Genomic DNA, 20,917 nt, shown 5'->3' with positions numbered 1-20,917 from the left:
CAGGTCGATGAGATCCGCGCCAAAATGGAAGCCGAAGGCAAAGGCAGATACGAGATCCAAGAAGCACTAATGCACTATGATCTTCAGCCTAAATATAAAGCACCAAACGAAAGAGCAGGAATAGGATATGAGTAGAAAAATAACTATAAAAGCATTTAAATATAATCCGTTAAGCAAAATTTCAAAGCCACATTTTGCAACATACGAGCTAGAAGAAACTGATGGTATGACGCTTTTTATAGCGTTAAATCAAATTCGCGAGAAATTTGACCCGGATCTTAGCTTTGACTTCGTTTGCCGTGCGGGAATTTGCGGTAGCTGCGGTATGCTAATTAACGGCACACCAAAGCTTGCTTGCCGTACACTAACCAAAGACTATCCAAGTGGCGTGATAGAGCTTATGCCTTTGCCGGTATTTAAGCTACTAAAAGACCTAAGCGTAGACACTGGTAACTGGATGAACGCAATGAGTAAGCGTGTGGAGAGCTGGATACATACAGATCACGAGACAGATATCTCTAAGCTTGAGGAAAAAGTTGAGCCAGATGTTGCTCAAGAAGTATTTGAGCTTGACCGCTGCATCGAGTGCGGTATCTGCGTGGCTTCATGCGGCACGGCTATCATGAGGCCTGATTTCATCGGTGCGGTCGGACTTAACCGCGTAGCTAGATTTAAAATCGATGCGCTTGATAAACGAACCGACGAGGACTTTTACGAGCTTATCGGCGATGATGACGGCGTATTTGGCTGTATGACTTTGCTAGGCTGCGAGGATAACTGCCCTAAACACCTCCCGCTACAAAGCAGGATTGCGTATATGCGCAGAAAGATGGCTGTAATAAAGTAAAAAAGGGGCTGTAAAAGCCCCTAAATTTACTATCAATTTTTAATACTACAAATAGAAGCCAAGATACAGACACAAATATCCAGCACCGCAAACAAGAAAAATACAAATATTAAAAGCGGAACCAATAAAACTATGCCCATTACATACCCAAGTGGTAACATAATTAAAAATAAAATACCAAATCCAACGTTAAAGCAAAAAGATATCGCAAATAACAAAGCGATCACATTCAAAAAAAGAGCTGATATTTTCAAAAAGAAAATCTGTCAAACTTGTATACTTCATGCGGTGATTATAGCTACAAAAATGTAAAAAGCAAGAGAGTTTTTTGGTAAAAATTTATATAATTTGGCAACCAACCTACTTCATTTAAGGATATAAAATGATACCAAGCTATAAAGATATGATGTTGCCTATTTTAGAATTTATCGCACAAAATGACAAAATGAGCAGAAGCGAAATTCATAAATTTATAATAAATTATTTTAAACTAAACGATGAAGACTTTTCTCAAAGGATAAAAAGAGGAACACTAACTTATATAAATCGTGCCGACTGGGCCCTAACATATCTGGCCACCACAGCACAAATAAAATCAAAACCAGAGATGAAGCCTCTTGAAAAAATTGGCAAAAGCCTCTTTTCTATAACAAATTTTGGAAAGAAACTAATAAAAAATAAAGATAAAGAGGGCAAATTTTTATCTTGGTATAATGAAATTTATAAACAAGAGATAAAACAAGAAGAGAAGGAAGTGACAGAAAACACACCAGATGACAACTTAAAAGAAGCGTACGAAAAAATCAAAGAAGAACTTAAAAATGAAATTTTGTCCATTATTTTAGAGAAAGAACCGAGATTTTTCGAGCATCTAGTAACAGAGCTTTTAGAAAGTATGAGCTATGGCACCGGTAGTCTTACAAACAAGGGGCCAGATGGCGGAATAGACGGCATCATAGACGAAGATGAACTTGGGCTTTCTAAAATTTACATCCAAGCAAAGAGGTATAAAGATGGAAGCAACATAGACAGTCAAGAAATTCAGCAATTCATTGGTGCTATATCAAACAAAAATACCAAAAAGGGTGTCTTTATAACAACAGCAAAATTTACAAAAAATGCCGAAGAATTTGCCAAAAACAACCAAAATTTTAGCGTAGTCTTAATAGATGGTGATAGATTGGCTGAGCTAATGATAAAGTACAAAGTCGGAGTTCAATCAAGTCAAACCTATGAAATTTGCAAAATCGACACTGATTTTTTTGAGGAAAATAACTTTTAGAAAATAATCCACAAATCACTGTTGCACATATATTACTGGTGGCCACATAGTCTGATTTTGACCTTACTTTATTTATGAGTTTAAACAAAATTTAACTTTGCTCTGCTATAAAAATAGTCCAATTTTACCAGCCCAAAACACTTTTTAAACCAAATTTCACTCTTATAAACGCCGTCTAAATTTTAAGTGTTATAATTACGGCAAAATAACGATTTTAAGGAGAGAGTATGCAGTCACGCATAATCACTGGCGTTTTGATGTTTGTTGCTATTTTGATAGTGTTTTTTATTAATAATTATATTTTAAATTTTATCTTGCTCGGTGCTGTGCTTTATCTTGCATTCAACGAGTCACTAAAGCTTTACGACATCGATCACAAACAGCTAGTCTTTGCAGCTCTTGCGTTTTATGTACTGACATATTTTACAAATCCAATTTTTATAGCGATCCTTGCTATTATGCTAGTAGCTTCGATACTGGCTCACATAAAAAGTGAAAATTTAAAGCTGGTTGCACCTTTTATATACCCAACCACACCTATCTTTATGATGTGGATGCTTTACTCAGAGTATGGCATAGGCTATCTCGTGTGGCTTATTTTAAGCGTAGTTGCAAGCGACAGCGGTGCATTTTTTGTTGGCAAAATGTTTGGCAAACATCCATTTAGTCCAAGCTCGCCAAATAAAACCATAGAAGGTGCAGCAGGTGGCGTAGTAATAGGCACAGTGATTGGTTGCATTGTTGGGAATTTTGTAACTGAAGGATTTTTCCAAATTTTATTTTCAAGCTTTTTAGTCTGCGTGTTTGCAGTTTGGGGAGATCTGTTTGAGAGCTATTTAAAAAGACTTTGTGGCGTAAAAGACAGCGGCACGCTTTTCCCAGGACACGGTGGCATGCTTGATAGGATAGATGGCTATTTATTTGGCGTAGTAGCCCTACTTTGGTCGCTCTCGTGGTAATACTTGGCTCAACTGGCTCAATCGGCAAAAATACTCTTAGCCTTTGCGAGAAATTTGGCGTTAAGGTTGAAGCGTTAAGCTGCGCTAAAAATGTAAATTTACTAAATGAGCAAATTTTAAAATTTAAACCAAAATTTGTCTGCGTAGGTGATGAAAAGCTAGCTAAAAATGTAAAAAATATTGAGAGTAAAAATGTATTTTTTGGTGAAGCTGGTTTACTACAAATGCTTGAAAACTCAAGCTCAAAAAAGGTCATCAATGCCCTTGTTGGCTTTGCTGGCCTTGCTCCTAGCCTAAAGACACAAGCTCTTGATAAAAAACTTGCTTTGGCAAATAAAGAGAGCCTGGTAGTTGGTGGCAAATTTTTAAAAACAAGAGAAATTTTACCGATAGATAGTGAGCATTTTGGACTTAAATTTCTACTTGAAAATAAAACTGCACCAAAAAAACTTATCATCACAGCAAGCGGCGGTGCGTTTTACAAAAAACCGATCAAATTTTTAAAAGACGCCTCGCCAAGTGATGCGCTAAAGCATCCAAACTGGGACATGGGGGCAAAGATCACTATCGACAGTGCAACGATGACAAATAAGCTTTTTGAGGTGATGGAGGCTTACTGGCTTTATGGTATCAAAGATATCGAAGCGGTGATAGAGCCAACTTCTGCAATACACGCCGTAGTTGAATTTATCGATGGCTCAAGTACGATGCACCTCTCACGCCCTGATATGAAGCTAGCTATCGCTCATGCTATGTTTGAAAATATTAGTGAAAATATCGTTCCGCACGCAAATTTACTTGATCTTAAAAACATTAAATTTCATAAAATCAGTCATAAAAAATACCCAGTTTTTTCGCTAAAAGATGAAGTTCTAGCAAGCCCTGATCTAGGCGTAGTAATAAACGCTGCAAACGAGGTTGGAGTATTTAACTTTTTGGAGCAAAAATGCTCGTTTTTAGATATCTCAAGGCTGATTTTAGGCTCAGTGAAAAAATTTAGAAATTTAAAGATCACCACTCAAGATGAAATTTTTGAAGTTGATAAAGAAGTTAGAAATTACGCAAAAAGGATGTTAAATGCAAAGGTATGAGGGTTATAAATTTGATCCCAAACAAAGCTTAATTGGTGTTCAATTTTTGTTTGTTGCTTTTGGTGCACTGGTGCTAGTGCCCATACTCACAGGACTTGACGCAAACGTCGCGCTCTTTACGGCCGGTCTTGGCACGCTACTTTTTCAGATAATTACTAGAAAAAATGTTCCACCTATTTTTCTAGCAAGTTCCTTTGCCTTCATCGCACCGCTTCAGTACGGCATCGAAAAATGGGGCATAGCAGTCACTATGGGCGGTATAATATTTGCAGGTCTATTCTATGTCGCATTAAGCCTTGTGGTTCGCTTTGGTGGTGAGAAAATTTTACATAAAATTTTACCTCCTGTTGTTGTTGGACCTGTCATTATGACAATAGGTCTAATACTTGCTCCAAATGCTGTAAAAATGGCTACTTCAGCCACTGAAATTTATACTCAAAATGATGCTATGATAGTCGCAGCTGGCTCGCTAATAGCCACAATCCTAGTCATGATGCTAGGACGTGGGATGTTTAGATTGATCCCTATTTTACTTGGTATCATTACAGGCTATATCATGGCCTACAGCTTTGGTATGGTCGATTTTAGCCCTATATTTAATGCACCTTGGTTTAGGATACCAAATTTCACTACACCAAAATTTGAGTTTGAAGCGATCATTTATATGATACCTATTGCTATCGCTCCAGCGATTGAGCACATAGGAGATATGCTTGCTATTTCAAATGTAACAAAAGAGGATTTTTTAAAAAATCCAGGACTTAAAAATACGCTTCTTGGAGACGGCCTTGCCACTTCGCTTGCTGCTTTTTTTGGTGGTCCACCAAATACTACCTACTCAGAAGTTACAGGCGCGGTTAGTCTCACAAAGGCTTATAACCCAGCGATCATGACCTTTGCGGCACTTACCGCTATCATTTTAGCTTTTGTAGGTAAGCTTGGAGCCATGCTTTCGACTATTCCAGCTCCGGTCATTGGCGGTATCATGCTACTGCTTTTTGGCATCATCGCAAGTGTCGGTATGGAGACTCTTATAAAAAATAAAGTAGATCTTGCAGATCCTAGAAATATGATAATCGTAGCTCTCATCTTTATCTTTGCCATCGGTGGCATGGTGCTTGATTTTGGTGCGGTTAAATTTTCAGGTATAGGGCTTGGGGCGGTTACTGGTATAGTTTTAAATTTACTTTTACCAAAGACCAAGCATTATGAGGGATATTAATGCGTAAATTTTCACTTTTTTTTGTAGCTATTGTCGCTACTAGTCTTACCAGTGCAAATACTCTAGACTACGCACTCATCAAAAAAGGCGAACCAAGTGAAAATACAATGCTGCTACTTGGTGGCATTCAAGGTGATGAGCCTGGTGGATTTTTAGCAGCCTCAATCGTGGCCACCGACTATAACATCACAAAGGGCTCTCTTTGGGTTGTGCCAAATTTAAATTTTCCAAGCATTATCGAGCGAAGTCGTGGCACAAAAGGTGATATGAATAGAAAATTCGCTCACGTCGAAAAAAATGATCCAGACTACAACTCAGTCATGCGGATAAAAGATGTCATCACTGATAAAAACGTTACACTCATCTTAAATTTGCACGATGGTAGCGGATACTATAGAGATAAATTTATAAATAAAGATGAAAATCCGGACAAATGGGGCAATACTTGCATCATAGATCAAAGTACGCTTCCTGGCTCAAAATACCCAGAGCTTGAAGAAATTGCAACAAGCGTAAAAGATGTCTTAAACAAGCATTTGTTAGAGCAAAAACATCAGTATCATGTTAAAAATACCCATACTGCACTTGGTGATCAAGAGATGCTAAAGAGCCTCACATACTATGCGATCACGCAAAATAAATCAGCCTTTGCAAACGAAGCTAGTAAAAATTTAAATGCCGAGCAAAGGACATATTATCATCTAATCGCGATCGAAGAGTATATGAAAAAGGCTGGCATTAGCTTTACAAGACCGTTTTCGCTTGATGTAAAAAGCGTAAAAAAAGCAATCGAAAAAGAGATCAGGCTTGAGCTATTTGATACTTATGTGCTAAGCCTTAAAAATCTAAGGCCAGTGATAAATTTTGTTCCATTTAAAAAAGGTGAGATTAGTTACAGTTCGCCAAACCCACTAATCGCTGTAATAAAAGAAAATGACAGCTTCAAAGTACATTATGGCAACCGCTTTGTTACGAGATTAAAGCCGCAATATTTTGAGTTTGCAAAGCCACTTGATAAAATTTCACTAATAAGCGATGGCAAGGAGCTTACATTAAAAAGTGGCGATAAATTTGGCGTAAAAAATAGCTTTAAGATAAAATCACTCAAAAATGTACGTGTAAATGTCATAGGATATGGCACAAAAAGCGTGGACGAAAGCGAGCAAGAAGTGACCAAAAAAAGCATAAACAAAAGCTATAGCATAGATAAAGACGGCAAAATTTATAGAGTTGAATTTTATACAAACGAAAGTAGTAAAGAGAAATTTGCTGGTATGATATTAGCGGAGTTTAAATGATACTTGGCATCGAAAGCAGCTGTGATGACAGCTCGGTTGCACTCATTGATGAGCACGATTTAAAGCAGATTTATTATAAAAAAATTTCTCAAGAAGAAGAGCACGCTATTTTTGGTGGCGTCGTTCCAGAGCTTGCAGCAAGACTTCACACAAAGGCGCTGCCAGCACTTTTAGAGGGTATCTTGCCAAATTTTAAAGATATAAAAGCGGTCGCTGTGACAAATGAGCCGGGCCTTAGTGTGAGCTTGATAGGCGGTGTCAGCATGGCAAAAGCATTAAGCGTAGCTCTAAATATCCCACTAATCGCCGTAAATCATCTAGTGGGTCATATATACTCGCTATTTTTGGAGCGTGAAGCTACCTTTCCACTTGGTGTACTGCTAGTAAGCGGCGGACATACAATGATCTTAGAAATAAACGAAAATGGTGAAATTTTAGAGCTAGCAAGCACTGGCGATGATAGTTTTGGCGAGAGCTTTGACAAAGTGGCAAAGATGCTTGATCTTGGCTATCCAGGAGGTACCGTAGTACAGCAAAACGCCTTGCTTTGCAAAGACAAAGAGAGGTTTCATTTTACTATTCCGCTTCTTCATGATAAACGCCTTGAATATAGTTTTTCAGGACTTAAAAACCAAGTCAGAGTTGAAATTTCTAAGCTAGAAAAAATTACTCAAAAAGATATTGCCGATATTTGTTACGCTTTCGAAAATACAGCCTGTGAACACATTTTAAATAAGCTTGAAAAGGTCTTTAAATTAAGAAATTTTAAGCGTTTTGGCGTAGTTGGCGGTGCAAGCGCAAATCTAAATTTACGAAAAAGACTTGAGATACTTTGCCAAAAAAATGAGTGTGAACTTCTGCTGGCTCCACTTGAGTTTTGCTCTGATAATGCCTTAATGATAGCAAGAGCAGGACGCGAAAAATACCTAAAAGGCGAGTTTATAAAGCATAACGAACTAAGCATAAACCCAAGAATTAGCTTTAAAAAATTTGTACTATAAATTTAAATTTTTCTTAGAAAAAGAATGAAATTTATATACTTAATATTTGATAACTTCATAAGTAAAAATATAATAAAATCTAAAAATTTTTAAGAAAAAGAATCTTTAATGGACGAGTTTTTAAATCACGCTTGGCGTGCAAACAAAATTTATACCAGTGCCGATATGAGCGTACCATTTCATCCGGACCTGCTGGCACTTCTTTTGGCTTGCGATGAGAAAAATTTAGATGAGTTTATGGTGCTTGATGAGTTTAGACATATCTTAAAAAAACTCAACGTAGGACTTGATATATTTAGCATACAAAGTGCTCAGCTAGCTATTTTAAAAGAGGCAAAAAAGCAAAAAATTTCAAGTGAAGAGCTAGTTTTTTACCTAGAAAAACTGCGTGATGAAGAGATTATTGCTGATGAAAAATTTACCTTTTTGTCCCAGCTTTTAAGCAAAAATGCCAATAAAGAAGAAGCCAAAGTTTCTATCAAAAAATCAAAAGATTATTTTCATAAAAATTTAGATTTTCTAAACGAGGTAAATCAAAGGGCAAGCTCACTTGATGAAGATAAAGAATTTTTATTAGCTTTAGAAAATGCCAAGAAAAAATCAAACGAAACGCTTTTTAACATCGCAGTAAGTGGCGTCATAAACTCTGGCAAATCAACCCTTTTAAATGCCCTTTTAAACAAACGTGTTCTTGGCGCTTCAAATATACCTGAGACTATAAATTTAACCATCTTAAAGCACGCTACAAACAGCCATGCAAAGGTAAATTTTTATAGCCCTGATGAGTTGGTAAAGCTTGGACTCACAAGCGAAAATTTACCTGCAAGTAGCGTAGAGATCAGCCTAGATGAGATCAAAAACTACACATCCTCAAGCTCAAAAACAGCAAATCTAGTAAAAAGCGTAGAGCTTTATGATGATTTGGAGCTTTTAAGGGATAATGTCTGCATCATAGATACGCCAGGCATAGATGACGCCGTTATCTTAAGAGAAGAAATAACTACAAATTTTATGAAAGAGTGTGATCTCTTAGCACATCTCATGAATGCCTCACAAAGTGCCACACAAAAAGATGTATTGTTTTTAAAAAACTGCCTAAAAAACTCACACATCGTAAGGCTTGCTATCGTACTGACACATGCTGATGAGCTTGATGTAAAGGAGCTTAACGAGACACTTAACTACACAAAAAAGGCTATCTGCGAGCAGATAAATGACGTGGAGGTTGATTATTTCGTACTTAGTGCGAAAGCTTATCTTGATGGTGATCCAAATAGTGGCGTGGAGGAGTTTAAAGAGTATCTTTACGAGGTACTTTTTGGCAAAAACTCTAAAAAATCAGCGATGATTTTAAGCTCATACCAAAAAGAGATACAAAATATCTTACAAAAAAAGCTAGAAACTACAAAAGCTAAAATTTTAGCTCTTCAAGCTACTGCTTTGGAGCTTGAAGCCTTGCAAAATGAGCAAGCAAATATCAAAAATTCTCTTAATGAAAATTTCACAAGACTTGCAAATTTAGTACAAAATGAGCTAGAAAAATTAGAGAATAAAAATATAGAGAGCATCTATAAAATGGGGCTTGAAACGCTTTTACAAAATATCACTGAAAAGATTAAAAGCGAAATATCTTACTGTAAAAATAAAAAACAAAGCCTAGATATTGGACGTCTTGTGCAAATAGCAAAAACTACGCTAAAAGACGGAGTTATGGCACTAATGAGAGAGGCTAGAAATGAAACTTTGGTGCAGATTAGATCAAGTGAGCAAAACATTGCTTTAAACTTTGATGGCTTTAAGATAAGCAAAGAAGAAATTTTTAGCATAAATGACTTTTTGGAGCAAATGGGCGTCAGGCTCGAATTTGGCGAACTTCTTGATAGCTTTAAGACCAAAATTTCAAGCAAAAATGAGCCAGATGAGGCACTCCTTGGCTTAAGAGAGGATCTTTTAAAAGATAAGGATATTTCACATTTTTGTGGAATATTAGCTCAGCATGAAAAAGAGCAGCTACAAAGCAAAGTAAAAAGCTATGAGATGGAGCAAAAAAAGATGCTTGAAAAAAGGCTAAATGAGCTTGATAAAAAGCTCAATGAACTAAGTACACAAAATAAAAATAAGATCTTAGAACTCAAAAAAGCCTCCGCCGTGCAAGATGAAATTAGCTCACTTCTAATGGAGCTTGAAAATGTTTAATGAGTTTATAAACGCCTATAAAGCGAGATATTTTAAAGTTTTTACAAATGACTTTAAAGGCGAGCTAGCAAAATTTGCAAATGAGCTAAGCGAGCCCAGCTTGCATGCGAGTAAAGAGATAAAAGAGAGCCTAAATCTACTAATCAACACACTAAACGAACCACCGTTAATCGCGGTCATCGGCCAGTTTTCAAGTGGCAAATCAACATTTTTAAATGCACTTCTAGGCTCAAACGTGCTGCCATCAGGCCTTACCCCAGTCACAGCTAAGTCTGTAAGGCTAAAATTTTCAAAGTTACCGCTTTTAAGCGTGAAATTTATAGATGGCGGCGAGAGCTTGCTAGCAAGTAGCGAGTTAGCCGAGCTAAATAGCGTGAGCGAGAAAACCAAAAATATGACACTTTACTCACCAAGTGAAATTTTAAAAGAGATAAATTTTATCGACACACCAGGATTAAATTCACTAAGAGATGCTGATACAAAAGAGACAAAAAATACTTTAAGAAAAGTTTGCGGTGTGATCTGGCTAAGCCTTTCAAATAACGCTGCAAAGGCAAGCGAGCTTGAGAGTATCAAAGAAATTTTAAAAGCTAACGATCTAAGAGCAATATGCCTAATCAATCAAAAAGACAAACTAAGTCCAAGCGAGCTTGAAGCCTTGCTAGCACACGCAAAGCAAACTTATGGTGAGCTTTTTGCTGATTGTGTAGCCATTTCGTCAAAGCAAGCACTACTTGGCATCACAAATGACGATAAAGACTTACTTGAAATTTCAAATTTTAGCGTAGCGCTAGAGTCCATCAAAAAGACTTTTTTAGACAGTAGTTTTAAAGAAAATTTTATAAAAGCAAGAGCTACAAAAATTCTAAATTTTTTAATAAGCGAGCAAGAAAATAGGCTAAGAATTTATAACGAGGCAAAGAAAATTCTATATCTTTTTAATAAAAATTTAGACTCAAATTTGGAGAAAATTTTAAACGAGTTTAAGCCGCAAATATCCCTTAGATATAGCGACATAAACGAGGTTGTAAAGTTTGCATCAGATGAGATATTTAAACTACTTAAGCCATTTTCTAGAGAAAAATTTGTAGCTACAAAAACGCTACTCAATAAAGAAATATACAAACGAGAAAAATTTGAAATGATAAGCCTTGATACAGATGAAGTATTTTCAAAGCTTATCTATGATGATGTGGTTTTTAGCAAGTTTTTTAAAGGCTACAAAAAGAGTCTAAAAGAGCTTGAAAATGCGATAATTACTGCATTTGATAATCTTTACAAAGAGCTTGAAAATGAAATTTTAATCTACAAATCCCACTATGAAAATTTTAATACCTTTGATGACCTTAGCTCAAGCTACGAGATAACATCAATAAATACATATGCCGGACAAAGCTATGAAAATTTCCTAAGAGACTATGAGAGAGCTAAAATTATAGCGACACAAAAAATTTCACTCTTTTTTGAAAAACTCGATATAAAGGTCGCATCAAACTATGAAAATGCACTAAAACTTGCTGTTCATTTTCTAAAGCAAAAGATAGAAAACTCGCTAAGCTCGTATTTGCAAATGGGTACACCACTTTATATACCAAGTGCAAAAGATGTCTATGAGCGGATGCTTAACTCATTTAGCCTTTATGAATTTGAAGCTTTAATGTGTTCAAATACCTCATTTTTAAACAAAGTCATACTTGATATAAAGAGAGATTTTAATAAAATCCACTCCTCAAAAATCGCCATGCTTGAGAGCTTAGAAACTAGACCAAAAGAGCAAATTTTAAAGCTAGAAAAGCTTCGTAAAAATTCGTTAATACTGATGTGAGGTAAAATTAGAATTTAGCGTTTGCAAATTTGGTATATAAAATAAAATTTTAAAGGATAGATAGATGATTGGGTTTTATGTAAACTTAAAAATTAAAGCTGGTTTTGAAGCAAAATTTGAAGAAATTTTAAAAGAGATCGTGCCAGCTTCAAGAAAAGACAAAGGCTGCCTAAACTACGAGTGTGGCAAGGTCGCTGGGACACAGAGTGAGTACTGTTTTATGGAAATTTGGGATACTCTAGCAAGCCAAGAAGCTCACATGAAAAGTGTTCACATGATAAAAAATGCCACTGCTTTAGAGTCTTGCAAAGATAGCCAAGAGGTAAAGATCATAAATTTTATACACGTAGAGGAATGATATTTGCTTTAAAAAGATAAAAACAGATAAAAAATGAGTGAAGAAAAAATGCTTGAGATGATAAATGCGACTGCTGATATTATATTTATGGCCGTACTTAGAGGAAAAGTAAGCTTTGAGGCCTGCAAAAAGGATAAAGAGATCATTGATTCTCTAAGAGAAGAGCTGCTTAGTAAAAATCCAAATAAGCTCAAAATTTCACAAGATTCACACCAAATAATTCAAATTTTTGAAAAGTACCGCAACAAAAGATAGTCCGACTTAAAATTTCTATTCGCTTGCCGATATAGTGTTAAAAGGATTTGACATGATAAATGCACTGAATGGATTTAGCCAAACTTTTAGCTACCAAGATACTTTTAGCAAACAACCAAAAGTCGCTAATTCAAATTTAAACGAAGTAGAAATTTCTAACAAAACAGCGGATTTTAGACGTCCACCACTCTCTGGCTACACAAATGATGGCAAAATTTCTATCTGGGGTAAGATAAATGGACTTGATAGTAGCATGAGCAAAGACGAAATATCTAGTCTTAAAAATTTTGTAGATAGCACGAAGCTTTGGCAACCAAACTCCATCATCACTAGTGATAAAAATGGCTTTAGTGTCGATGAATTTATCAAAAAATATAAAATGAATTTCAATGATGGCATGGGCAATCATGCCTTGGGCGGTCTTTATCTAAGGCATGAGGCTCAGAGCTTACTTGACTCTAGTTTAAGCGCAGATGAGTTTAAAGACAAATGGCTAGAGTACACTACTGAGAAGATACTTGGGGAGCATGCGAATGTAAAAATTTCTTTTAAGGATGGTGCACTTCACTACGAGCAAAACTCTGCTAAAAAGCGGATAGAATTTTTAGATCAACCACTCCAATATCGTGTTAGCTACGCTGATAAAAATAGCAAAGATGAGTTTTTAAAATTTCTCAAAGAAAGTTTTGAGAAAGGCGAAAGCATCGCTGATGTGCTTCAAAATATCGCCCTTACGCCAGTTAATGAGAACGGTGATGAAGATATAGAAGAAGAGAAATTTAAACCAATGCAAGTTACCAAAAAGAGCGTGACTTATACCAACAAAGATATAAAACGTGAGTTTTTTGAGGAATTTATTAGACGTGAACTTAAAAATGGCACAAGTTTTGACGATCTAGTGCAAAAACTAAATAAGCTAGAGTCAAAAAATATCCTAGCATAAGCTAAAATTTTTGACTCAGTAGCTTTAAATTTCAAGACTGGTTGATTTTCTTGTAAATTTCTCACTATTCCTTTGGATTATTTATACTTATCACCATATTTTTTTCATCAAGATATAGCCTAGCTGCCGCCTTGATATCGTCATTTGTGACGGCCTCTACAGCCTTTATATACTCATCAGGAGTATAAAGTGGCGTGTTATAAATTTTATTTGAAACGATGGTTCTTAGCCAAAAGTCGGACTTTTCAAATTCTTTCTTTATAGAAATTTTACTTTGTGCCTTATAGTCTTCTAGGTGTTTTGGCGAGATCGCACCCCCTTGCTTAATGCGAGCGATCAGCTCTTTTATCTCAGCGATGATCTTGTCTGTATTAGCAGGATCGCATGTGAAGCCAATTAGGGTATTTGAATGCTCATATGGATACTGTGAGAGCTTCATAGCTAGGCTAAAGCCGTATGTCTGCCCCTTCTCTTCCCTAATCTGCTCGCGAAGTGCCGTTTTTAAAACTGAGCTTAATGCCCTTATTTTTATCGCACTTTCATAGCTATATTTTGCATCGAAATTTACAATATCCACGCCCACGTCACTTCTTTTTGAGGTCTGATACTCTCTTTTAAATGTATGCTGACCCTTGATACTTCTTACGCCATCATCTTTAAAATTCTCCTCGCCCTGCCCAGCTGGTAGCGTAGCGATATACTTTTCAACCAATGGCAAAAGCTTCGCCTCATCAGTATCGCCAACAATGACAAAGATATATGAAGCTGCATTTGTAAATTTATCTTTTACTATTTTTGTAAGCTCTTCTAGATTTAAAGAGTCGATGTCAGCCATCTCAAGTGGCGCTACACGTTTATTATTCTCATAAAAGAACTTGCTAAACTCAGTGCTAAATTTATAATTTGGCAAATTTTGCTCTTTAGCAAGGTTGTCCTTTGCTCTTTGCTTGATACGCTCTAGCACGTGAGCATCGGCTTTTGGAGCATTAAACTCTAAATTTATTACAGCTAGCAGCGAGTCAAGGTCATTTGTGCTTGATGAGCCGTAAAAGCCTTGCGTAAGACCTTCGATATTCTTTTGATAGCTTACGATCTTGCCATTTAAAATTTTTGATAACTCATAGTTGTTAAATTTACCAACGCCACTTTCATTTGAAAGCGTTACAGCAAAGCTTCCAAGCTTTGGATCGGCCAAATTTGACGTACCGCCCTTGCTCACGGCTGCAAAAGAGACACTATCTTTTTTAGTCAAAAGAGGCTTAAAGATGATAAGCGAGCCATTTTCACTCTTATATGTATAAATTCCATGCTTTTGATCAAAGCTTTTTGAGATGATCTTTTTGGGTATTATATCTTCGTTACCTAGACTCTTGTCTTTATTTTGATTTACTAAATTTGTATCATAAGGCACAGCCTCGCTTAGAAGCTTTAAAAACTCTTCTTTGCTAAGCTTATAGCCATCTTTACTAAAGACTCTCACACGCTCATCAGGAGTGGCTAAAATTTGCTTAAATCTAGCATTAACATCATCAAGAGTGATCTGCGATAAAAGCTTTAGACTAAGATCTCTGCTATCCTCATCGCTAAGCACAAAGCCACCATTTTCTATCATATTTAAAATTTCACTCGCATACGAGCTTGATTTTTTGCTCTTTGAGCGCTTAAATTTAGCATTTGCATTTGCAACGTATGCCTTTTTCATATCTTCAAAATCGCCCGCATTAAAGCCAAATTTCTCCACGCCCTTTATGACGCCCAGCATATCTTTTAGGCTTGCGTTAAAGTCACCTCCAAGTACGTTTGTATCAAAGCTATAAATTTTTTGCTTTGCCTGAAGCACCTGCATAGAAAAATTAGCATTTAAATTTGATGAATTGCTTGCATTTTTTTGCTCGTAAAGCATATTTAAAAGACTTGAGATAAAGCTATCTTCTAAATTTCTCTTCGCATCAGCTTCATTTAGTCTTGGCTCATATTTTGTAAAAAAACTAAGCCTAACCGCTTCTATGCCAGTCTCGTTTGCGTCGTAGTTGAAGACATTTAGCCCATCTTTAAAGGCAATATCTTTAGCTGGATGAACGTAGTTGTTTGTATTTTTTGCTCCATTAAAACTATTTTGGACTAAATTTTTGATCTCATTTTTATCAAAGTCACCAACTGCTACAAAGCTCATAAACCTTGGCTGATAAAGCCTCTCGTAAAATTTTTGAAGCTCTGGTGCACTCACACTTTTGATCACTTTCATGTCGCCGATTGGCGATCTATCGTAGTAGATAGAGCCACCAAAAAGCTCCTTTGTCTGTGCTTTATAAAGCCTATAAGCTGGCGTGTTTCGCTGACGCTCCTCCTCCATTATGACGCCTCTTTCCTTATCAAGCTCCTTGGCATCAACCCTTACGCCATCAACCCAGTTTGAAAAGACTTTAAAAACATCTTTTAAATTTTTCTCATTTACATTTATGCTTAGCGTGTAGCTGGTCTGATCATAGCTAGTTTGTGCGTTTAGATCAGCTCCAAATTTTACACCAAGGCTTTCAAGTTGCTTGATTAGCTCATTTTTACTAAAGTCACGACTGCCATTAAACGCCATATGCTCCAAAAAGTGAGCAAGTCCTTTTTCATTCTCTTTTTCATCAGTTGAGCCTGAGTTTATAACTAAGTAAAAAATGGCTGTCTTTTGTGGAAATTTATTCTCTTTTATATAGTATTTCAGTCCATTTTTAAGCTCACCACTTAGCATATCTTTGTCGTTTTGCAAAGCATTTAGGCTAAGTGCTAGGCACAAAAGCACTAAAAATTTTCTCATTTTTTCTCCTTTAAATTTCTAGGTAAAAAGGGGGATTTTAGTAGAAATTTGAAAATGTAAAATAAAGGATAGCCTGTAGAAATTTACAGGCTAATTAGGAAGTATTATTTTAGATCGTATTTTTTAAGTAAAGCTTCGTAGCTTCCGTCTTTTTTCATCTCATCTAAAATTTGATTTATTTTTTCTATTAGTGCAGTTTCTTTGCTCTTATCAAATGCTATAGAAAAGCCCTCACTGCCATCAACTTCTTTAAAAAATTCCTCAATCTCAGGATTCTTTTTAATAAATCCATATCCAATAGAGCTATCAAGGATAACTGCGTCAAATTTACCAACTTTTAGCCCCATAACAAGTGGCACAGTATCCTCTGCAGGTACTACTTTTGCTCCACTTATCGCGTTTGCGGCTAGCTCTTGAATTGTGCCTTGTTGTACGCCTATTCTCTTACCAGCTAGCTCTTCTTTTGCTTTTAGAGCATCATTTCCTTTTTTCTTTAGATAGATGTTTTCAGTTAAATAGTATGGCTTTGTAAAATCAATCGACTTTAATCTATCTGCGGTAGCGCTCATAGCACTTATGATGCCATTTATCTTACCGGCCTTCAGCGCAGGGATAAGGCCATCAAAGCTCATGTTTACTATCTTATACGAAAAACCTGCACGCTTTGAAATTTCGTCTATCAGATCGATGTCAAAGCCTGTTATTTTATTGCTTTCATCAATATATTCAAATGGTGGATAATTCGCCGCTGTACCAAATTTTAGCTCATTTGCACAAAGAGCAACAAAAGCCGTAATCAAAAGAGCAAAGATTTTTTTCATGTCGTATCCTTTAAAGTGATTTAGTGGGCTAATTATCAGAATTTATCTATTAAAATTCGTTTAAATTAATGACAAAAGAAAGATGCTAGAAACAAAAAGATAAAAACCATATCAAGATATCAAAGTGCCGCACCCTTACTCTATATTGTATGATTTTAGTCATCAGATTTAAACTACCCCAAGATGATATTTTTTATATCTACTAATGCAAAAAACAAAATTTACCAAATCAGATAAAAATTTAAAAACTTAAAAGAGAGATTTAACCCTCAAGCTATCTCGAGGGTTAAATGATTGATAAGAGATATTGCAAGGATTAAAATTTGCTTTTTCTAACTTCACCTACTATTGTCTTAGCCATGCTATCAACATCAGATGTTACTTCATTTGCTTTATTGACAATTGTTACATTGTCTTTTGTGAGAGTATCTATTTGAGCAACTGATTGATTTATCATGTTGATTCCTTCACTTTGCTCTTTTATAGATTCGCTCATTTCATTGATTGATTGGGCCAATACATTTGTATTTGCCTCTATCTCTGTTAGAGATTTTTGAGTTCTTTCAGCTAGTTTTCTAACCTCATCTGCAACTACCGCAAAGCCTCTACCGTGTTCTCCTGCGCGTGCTGCTTCTATTGCTGCGTTTAGAGCTAGTAGGTTTGTCTGATCGGCTATATCTCTAATGATAGTTATGATATTTTTGATCTCATCACTTTGCCTAATGACATCTGATGTCTTTTGAGATATTGCATTCATCGAGCTTGACATTTGCTCTACTGCAGCTGCAGATTCTTGAAGTGAGCTTGCTTGTACATTTGCACCTGTTGTTAGTTCTCTCATAGATTGAGTTAAGAACTCAGCTTTTTCTTCCAATGTATGTGCTTGCTCTAAATTAGCCTTTAACATATTTGCTATTTTCTCACCTAGAGCATTAATGCCAACGGCCATCTTGCCATCATCCTCAAGCCTTTTGGTAAAGTCTTGCTTTTTGAAGCTTTCTAGTAAATTTAGCACATCGTCGCCATTTGCTGCGATAGCATTTTTAAGTGCAATCTGCAAATCTTTAAATGTCTGTTTTAGTTGGCTAAGCGCAGGATTTGAAGTGTCTGCATTGAGTTGAGCTACGTAGTTGCCTTTACCGATTTGATTTACAAATGTATTAGCCTCTTTGATGAAATTATTTTGCTCAGATAAATTTGCCTCAATTTGTTTAATATTTTCATTTATCAGTTTGCTCATCTGTCCGATCTCGTCACTACCGTTACGATTTAGAAGCTCTGCTTTATTAGTTTTATTATTTAAAAAGTCAAAAAATCTAACTAATCCATTTTTAGTCTGATCTATGCCTGAGATCAAATTTTTACCTATCAATGTAGATACTAGCAGCATGAGTATAATACAAATAGCAATCACGGTAGCGCTGATAATAAGCTGTGTATCCGCCTCGCCTTTAATTTGCTTTGCATCTTTTTGCATATTATCAAGCAGCTTAAGCTCAAGCTCCCTCATCGCATCTATCGAAACACTTATCTTTGAAAACCAGCTTGGTGCATCATAAGATGCATCTTCGGTAGCAACTACGTTTTTGATGATATTCATAGCATCAGTAAAGTCTGATTTTTTTCTAGCGATATTATCAAATTCCGTACTAAATTCTTTTGGATTGTATTCGTCAAAATCCTGCATAAATTTATTTATAACGCTATTTAGTGCAACTACCTTGTTATAGTCCTCTTTACTTATGCTTTTTTTAGTAAAAACACCATTTAGAGTAGCACGTAAAATACCAAAAGACTCTTTTATCTCGCCAATGATGATAGCGCGGTTCAAATCATCTACAAGACTAGGCTCAAGCTTATCACTATAGCTATTTATAGTAACAACCTCTTTTCTTAGAATTTTTGTTATACGTCCGATTGGATTATCACCGCTCTTTTGATCTACGCCTGAGCGAATACTATTTAATTCTGGAGTTATTTCATTTTTTTCGTCAAGCTTTTCAAGTGCTTCATCTACATTTTTTCGTTGAGCTATAAGCTTTGTATTGTCTCCTCCAGCTAGTATGCCTGAGCTAAATCCGCGCTCTTTTTGCATCTCATGAATAAAAGTGCTTTGATTTATTATCGTATCTACTATCTTCTCACTATACTCAGCTTTTGCACGAGTTTTCATTATGCCATTTAGCATATACGCACTCATTATGCCAAATCCAATAAGACTGACGACAACTATTGCCATAATCTTAAATTTAATACCTAGATTATTCATTCTATTCTCCTTTTCTATTATCTTTTTCTATTTTAATACTAGCTCAATAAAATATTTTATATTTTTAAGCAGTAAAGCTTTTATTGTGCTTAAATTTTTTATAGCAAGCAAACAATAACCTTTTTGACATATCTGTAGAGTTAGCCAAAGAGTTATTTTGCACCATTTGAAACAAGGCATTAATCAATAAATCAATGTAAAATTTTATTTTATATTCAATTTTGTCGATAAAAAGTAGAAATTTTTTCTTAGTTGCATTAGTGTAAAAATTTTTAGCAAAACTACTAAAAATAAAAAGCATATCATTTAAAATAAATGCTGTTCTCATCCTGAGAAGCTTCATTTTTTCTCCTTAAAATAATTCGCCTATTTTATTAACTTTACTTTAAATATTATTAAAATTTAAAAACTAGAAATTCATAAGTTTTTTGCAGAAAACTCTTTGTTCTCTGCAAATTTCTACTTAAAAATTTATTTCTTTAAACCGTATTTATCTAGCATTTTGTCAAATTCGCCAGATTTTTTCAACTCATCAATCGCACCATCTATCTTTTTGATAAGCTCAGTGTGTTTGCCTTTATCAAACGCCATTGCAAAACCCTCTGTGCCATCAGGAACTCTTAAAAATTCCTCTAAGTCTGGATTTTGTTTTAAATATTCAATCCCTATTGGACTATCGGTTAGCACAACATCGATCTTACCAGCGTTTAGTGACATGATAGCGGCTGCTACGTTTTCAGCTGGTACTGACTTAGTTGTTATGCTTTTAGCTGCCTCTTCTTGAAGTGTGCCAACTTGAGCTGAAATTTTCTTATCTTTAAGGTTGTCTTTATTTACATCTGAGCCTTTTTTGCGGATAAATAAATTCTCTGAAAAATAATATGGTTTAGTAAAATCAACCGACTTTCTTCTCTCATTAGTAGCGCTCATACCGCTTATTGCGATATCGATCTTGCCTGTTTTCAAGGCCAAGATAAGGCCGTCAAAATTCATATTTGCAACATCAAATTTGATCCCAGTTTTTTTGGTGATCTCTTTTAATAAATCTATCTCGAAACCAACGATTTGGTTTTTTTCATCAAGATATTCAAACGGAGGATAATCAGCACTTGATCCGACTTTATAAACCACCTCTTTGCTAGCCTCTGGCGCATTTGCTGCACTTTTTTTGTTAGTGTTATCACCACAACCCATAAAAAATAAAACCAAGCCTAACGCTAGAACTTTTAAAAAATTTTTCATTTTTTATCCTTTATTAGTGATTTAAAATTTTACCTAAAAACTCTTGTAGACGCTCGTGCTGTGGATTTGTAAAGACATTTTTTGGCGTGTCATCGACTGCTATCTTGCCTTTATCCATAAAGAAAATTCTATTTGCTACATTCCTTGCAAAGCCCATCTCGTGAGTTACCACAAGCATCGTTATACCCTTTGCTGCGACATCTTTCATAATGTCAAGCACCTCACCTATCATCTCAGGATCCAGCGCACTTGTTGGCTCGTCAAAGAGTATAACCTCAGGATTCATCGCAAGGCTTCTAGCGATTGCTATACGCTGCTTTTGACCACCCGAGAGCTTGTGTGGGAAGGCGTATTTTTTATCGCTTAGACCCACGCTTTTTAGTAGCTCGTCGGCTCTTTTTTCAGCACTCTCTTTATCCAAAATCCCAGCTTTTATAGGAGCTAGGGTTAAATTTTGCAAGACGTTTTTGTTTGCAAAAAGGTTAAAGTGCTGAAAAACCAT

19 protein-coding genes are annotated in these 20,917 nt (G+C 35.8%); 13 read left to right on the top strand and 6 right to left on the bottom strand.

From position 1 onward, the window contains the following. The 13 genes from ACTTKV_RS08545 to ACTTKV_RS08485 form a co-directional block, all read left to right on the top strand. Positions 1–135: hypothetical protein (locus tag ACTTKV_RS08545; RefSeq protein WP_442550154.1), on the top strand; the 135-nt coding region annotated here is incomplete at its 5' end. After that, the gene (locus ACTTKV_RS08540) at positions 128–847 is read left to right on the top strand and encodes a fumarate reductase iron-sulfur subunit (RefSeq protein WP_442550153.1); all 720 of its coding nucleotides are present in this window, start codon (positions 128–130) and stop codon (positions 845–847) included. The genes ACTTKV_RS08545 and ACTTKV_RS08540, both read left to right, overlap by 8 nt. Positions 848–1,229: 382 nt before the next feature. Then, a complete protein-coding gene (locus ACTTKV_RS08535; RefSeq protein ID WP_442550152.1) occupies positions 1,230–2,129 on the top strand; it encodes a restriction endonuclease in 900 nt (299 codons plus the stop codon). 227 nt (positions 2,130–2,356) lie between these two features. Continuing rightward, entirely contained in the window at positions 2,357–3,088 is a 732-nt protein-coding gene (locus ACTTKV_RS08530; RefSeq protein ID WP_442550151.1) for a phosphatidate cytidylyltransferase, read from the top strand. Beyond that, positions 3,070–4,179, top strand: a complete 1,110-nt coding sequence (dxr, locus tag ACTTKV_RS08525) for a 1-deoxy-D-xylulose-5-phosphate reductoisomerase (protein ID WP_442550150.1) — start codon at positions 3,070–3,072, stop codon at positions 4,177–4,179. The genes ACTTKV_RS08530 and dxr overlap by 19 nt, the downstream gene beginning before the upstream one ends. Then, positions 4,166–5,401 carry a uracil-xanthine permease family protein gene (locus ACTTKV_RS08520; RefSeq protein WP_442550149.1) on the top strand — a complete coding sequence of 412 codons (1,236 nt, stop codon included), beginning with the start codon at positions 4,166–4,168 and terminating at the stop codon, positions 5,399–5,401. The genes dxr and ACTTKV_RS08520 overlap by 14 nt, the downstream gene beginning before the upstream one ends. Then, positions 5,401–6,699 (top strand): M99 family carboxypeptidase catalytic domain-containing protein, encoded by a 1,299-nt coding sequence (locus ACTTKV_RS08515; RefSeq protein ID WP_442550148.1) that lies wholly within the window; start codon positions 5,401–5,403, stop codon positions 6,697–6,699. The genes ACTTKV_RS08520 and ACTTKV_RS08515 overlap by 1 nt, the downstream gene beginning before the upstream one ends. Further along, positions 6,696–7,700 (top strand): tRNA (adenosine(37)-N6)-threonylcarbamoyltransferase complex transferase subunit TsaD, encoded by a 1,005-nt coding sequence (tsaD, locus tag ACTTKV_RS08510; RefSeq protein WP_442550147.1) that lies wholly within the window; start codon positions 6,696–6,698, stop codon positions 7,698–7,700. Before ACTTKV_RS08515 ends, tsaD begins: the two co-directional genes overlap by 4 nt. A gap of 108 nt (positions 7,701–7,808) precedes the next feature. Beyond that, positions 7,809–9,896, top strand: a complete 2,088-nt coding sequence (locus ACTTKV_RS08505; RefSeq protein ID WP_442550146.1) for a dynamin family protein — start codon at positions 7,809–7,811, stop codon at positions 9,894–9,896. Continuing rightward, entirely contained in the window at positions 9,889–11,721 is a 1,833-nt protein-coding gene (locus tag ACTTKV_RS08500) for a dynamin family protein (protein WP_442550145.1), read from the top strand. The genes ACTTKV_RS08505 and ACTTKV_RS08500 overlap by 8 nt, the downstream gene beginning before the upstream one ends. Before the next feature lie 64 nt (positions 11,722–11,785). Continuing rightward, on the top strand, positions 11,786–12,079 hold the full coding sequence (locus ACTTKV_RS08495; protein WP_442550144.1) for a putative quinol monooxygenase: 294 nt from the start codon (positions 11,786–11,788) through the stop codon (positions 12,077–12,079). 33 nt (positions 12,080–12,112) lie between these two features. After that, positions 12,113–12,334 carry a nicotinate phosphoribosyltransferase gene (locus ACTTKV_RS08490; RefSeq protein ID WP_442550143.1) on the top strand — a complete coding sequence of 74 codons (222 nt, stop codon included), beginning with the start codon at positions 12,113–12,115 and terminating at the stop codon, positions 12,332–12,334. A gap of 52 nt (positions 12,335–12,386) precedes the next feature. Next, a complete protein-coding gene (locus ACTTKV_RS08485; protein ID WP_442550142.1) occupies positions 12,387–13,277 on the top strand; it encodes a hypothetical protein in 891 nt (296 codons plus the stop codon). Between the two features lie 64 nt (positions 13,278–13,341). Here ACTTKV_RS08485 and ACTTKV_RS08480 read toward each other — a convergent pair whose 3' ends face one another. The 6 genes from ACTTKV_RS08480 to ACTTKV_RS08455 form a co-directional block, all read right to left on the bottom strand. Continuing rightward, the gene (locus ACTTKV_RS08480; protein ID WP_442550141.1) at positions 13,342–16,083 is read right to left on the bottom strand and encodes a M16 family metallopeptidase; all 2,742 of its coding nucleotides are present in this window, start codon (positions 16,081–16,083) and stop codon (positions 13,342–13,344) included. 104 nt (positions 16,084–16,187) lie between these two features. Further along, a complete protein-coding gene (locus ACTTKV_RS08475; protein WP_442550140.1) occupies positions 16,188–16,904 on the bottom strand; it encodes a transporter substrate-binding domain-containing protein in 717 nt (238 codons plus the stop codon). A 316-nt stretch (positions 16,905–17,220) separates the two neighbouring features. Further along, a complete protein-coding gene (locus tag ACTTKV_RS08470; RefSeq protein WP_442550139.1) occupies positions 17,221–19,173 on the bottom strand; it encodes a methyl-accepting chemotaxis protein in 1,953 nt (650 codons plus the stop codon). Positions 19,174–19,237: 64 nt separating this feature from the next. After that, positions 19,238–19,516, bottom strand: coding sequence for a hypothetical protein (locus tag ACTTKV_RS08465; protein WP_442550138.1), 279 nt, complete (start codon positions 19,514–19,516; stop codon positions 19,238–19,240). 128 nt (positions 19,517–19,644) lie between these two features. Next, a complete protein-coding gene (locus tag ACTTKV_RS08460; protein WP_442550137.1) occupies positions 19,645–20,415 on the bottom strand; it encodes a transporter substrate-binding domain-containing protein in 771 nt (256 codons plus the stop codon). A gap of 13 nt (positions 20,416–20,428) precedes the next feature. Beyond that, positions 20,429–20,917, bottom strand: a 489-nt coding sequence (locus tag ACTTKV_RS08455) for an amino acid ABC transporter ATP-binding protein (RefSeq protein ID WP_442550136.1), incomplete at its 5' end; no start/stop codon positions are given.

Origin of the sequence: Campylobacter sp., assembly GCF_052169515.1 — a bacterium.
GTDB lineage: Bacteria > Campylobacterota > Campylobacteria > Campylobacterales > Campylobacteraceae > Campylobacter_A.
The sequence above is the reverse complement of the archived record's forward strand: the minus strand, read 5'-3'. Positions and strand labels throughout refer to the sequence as shown.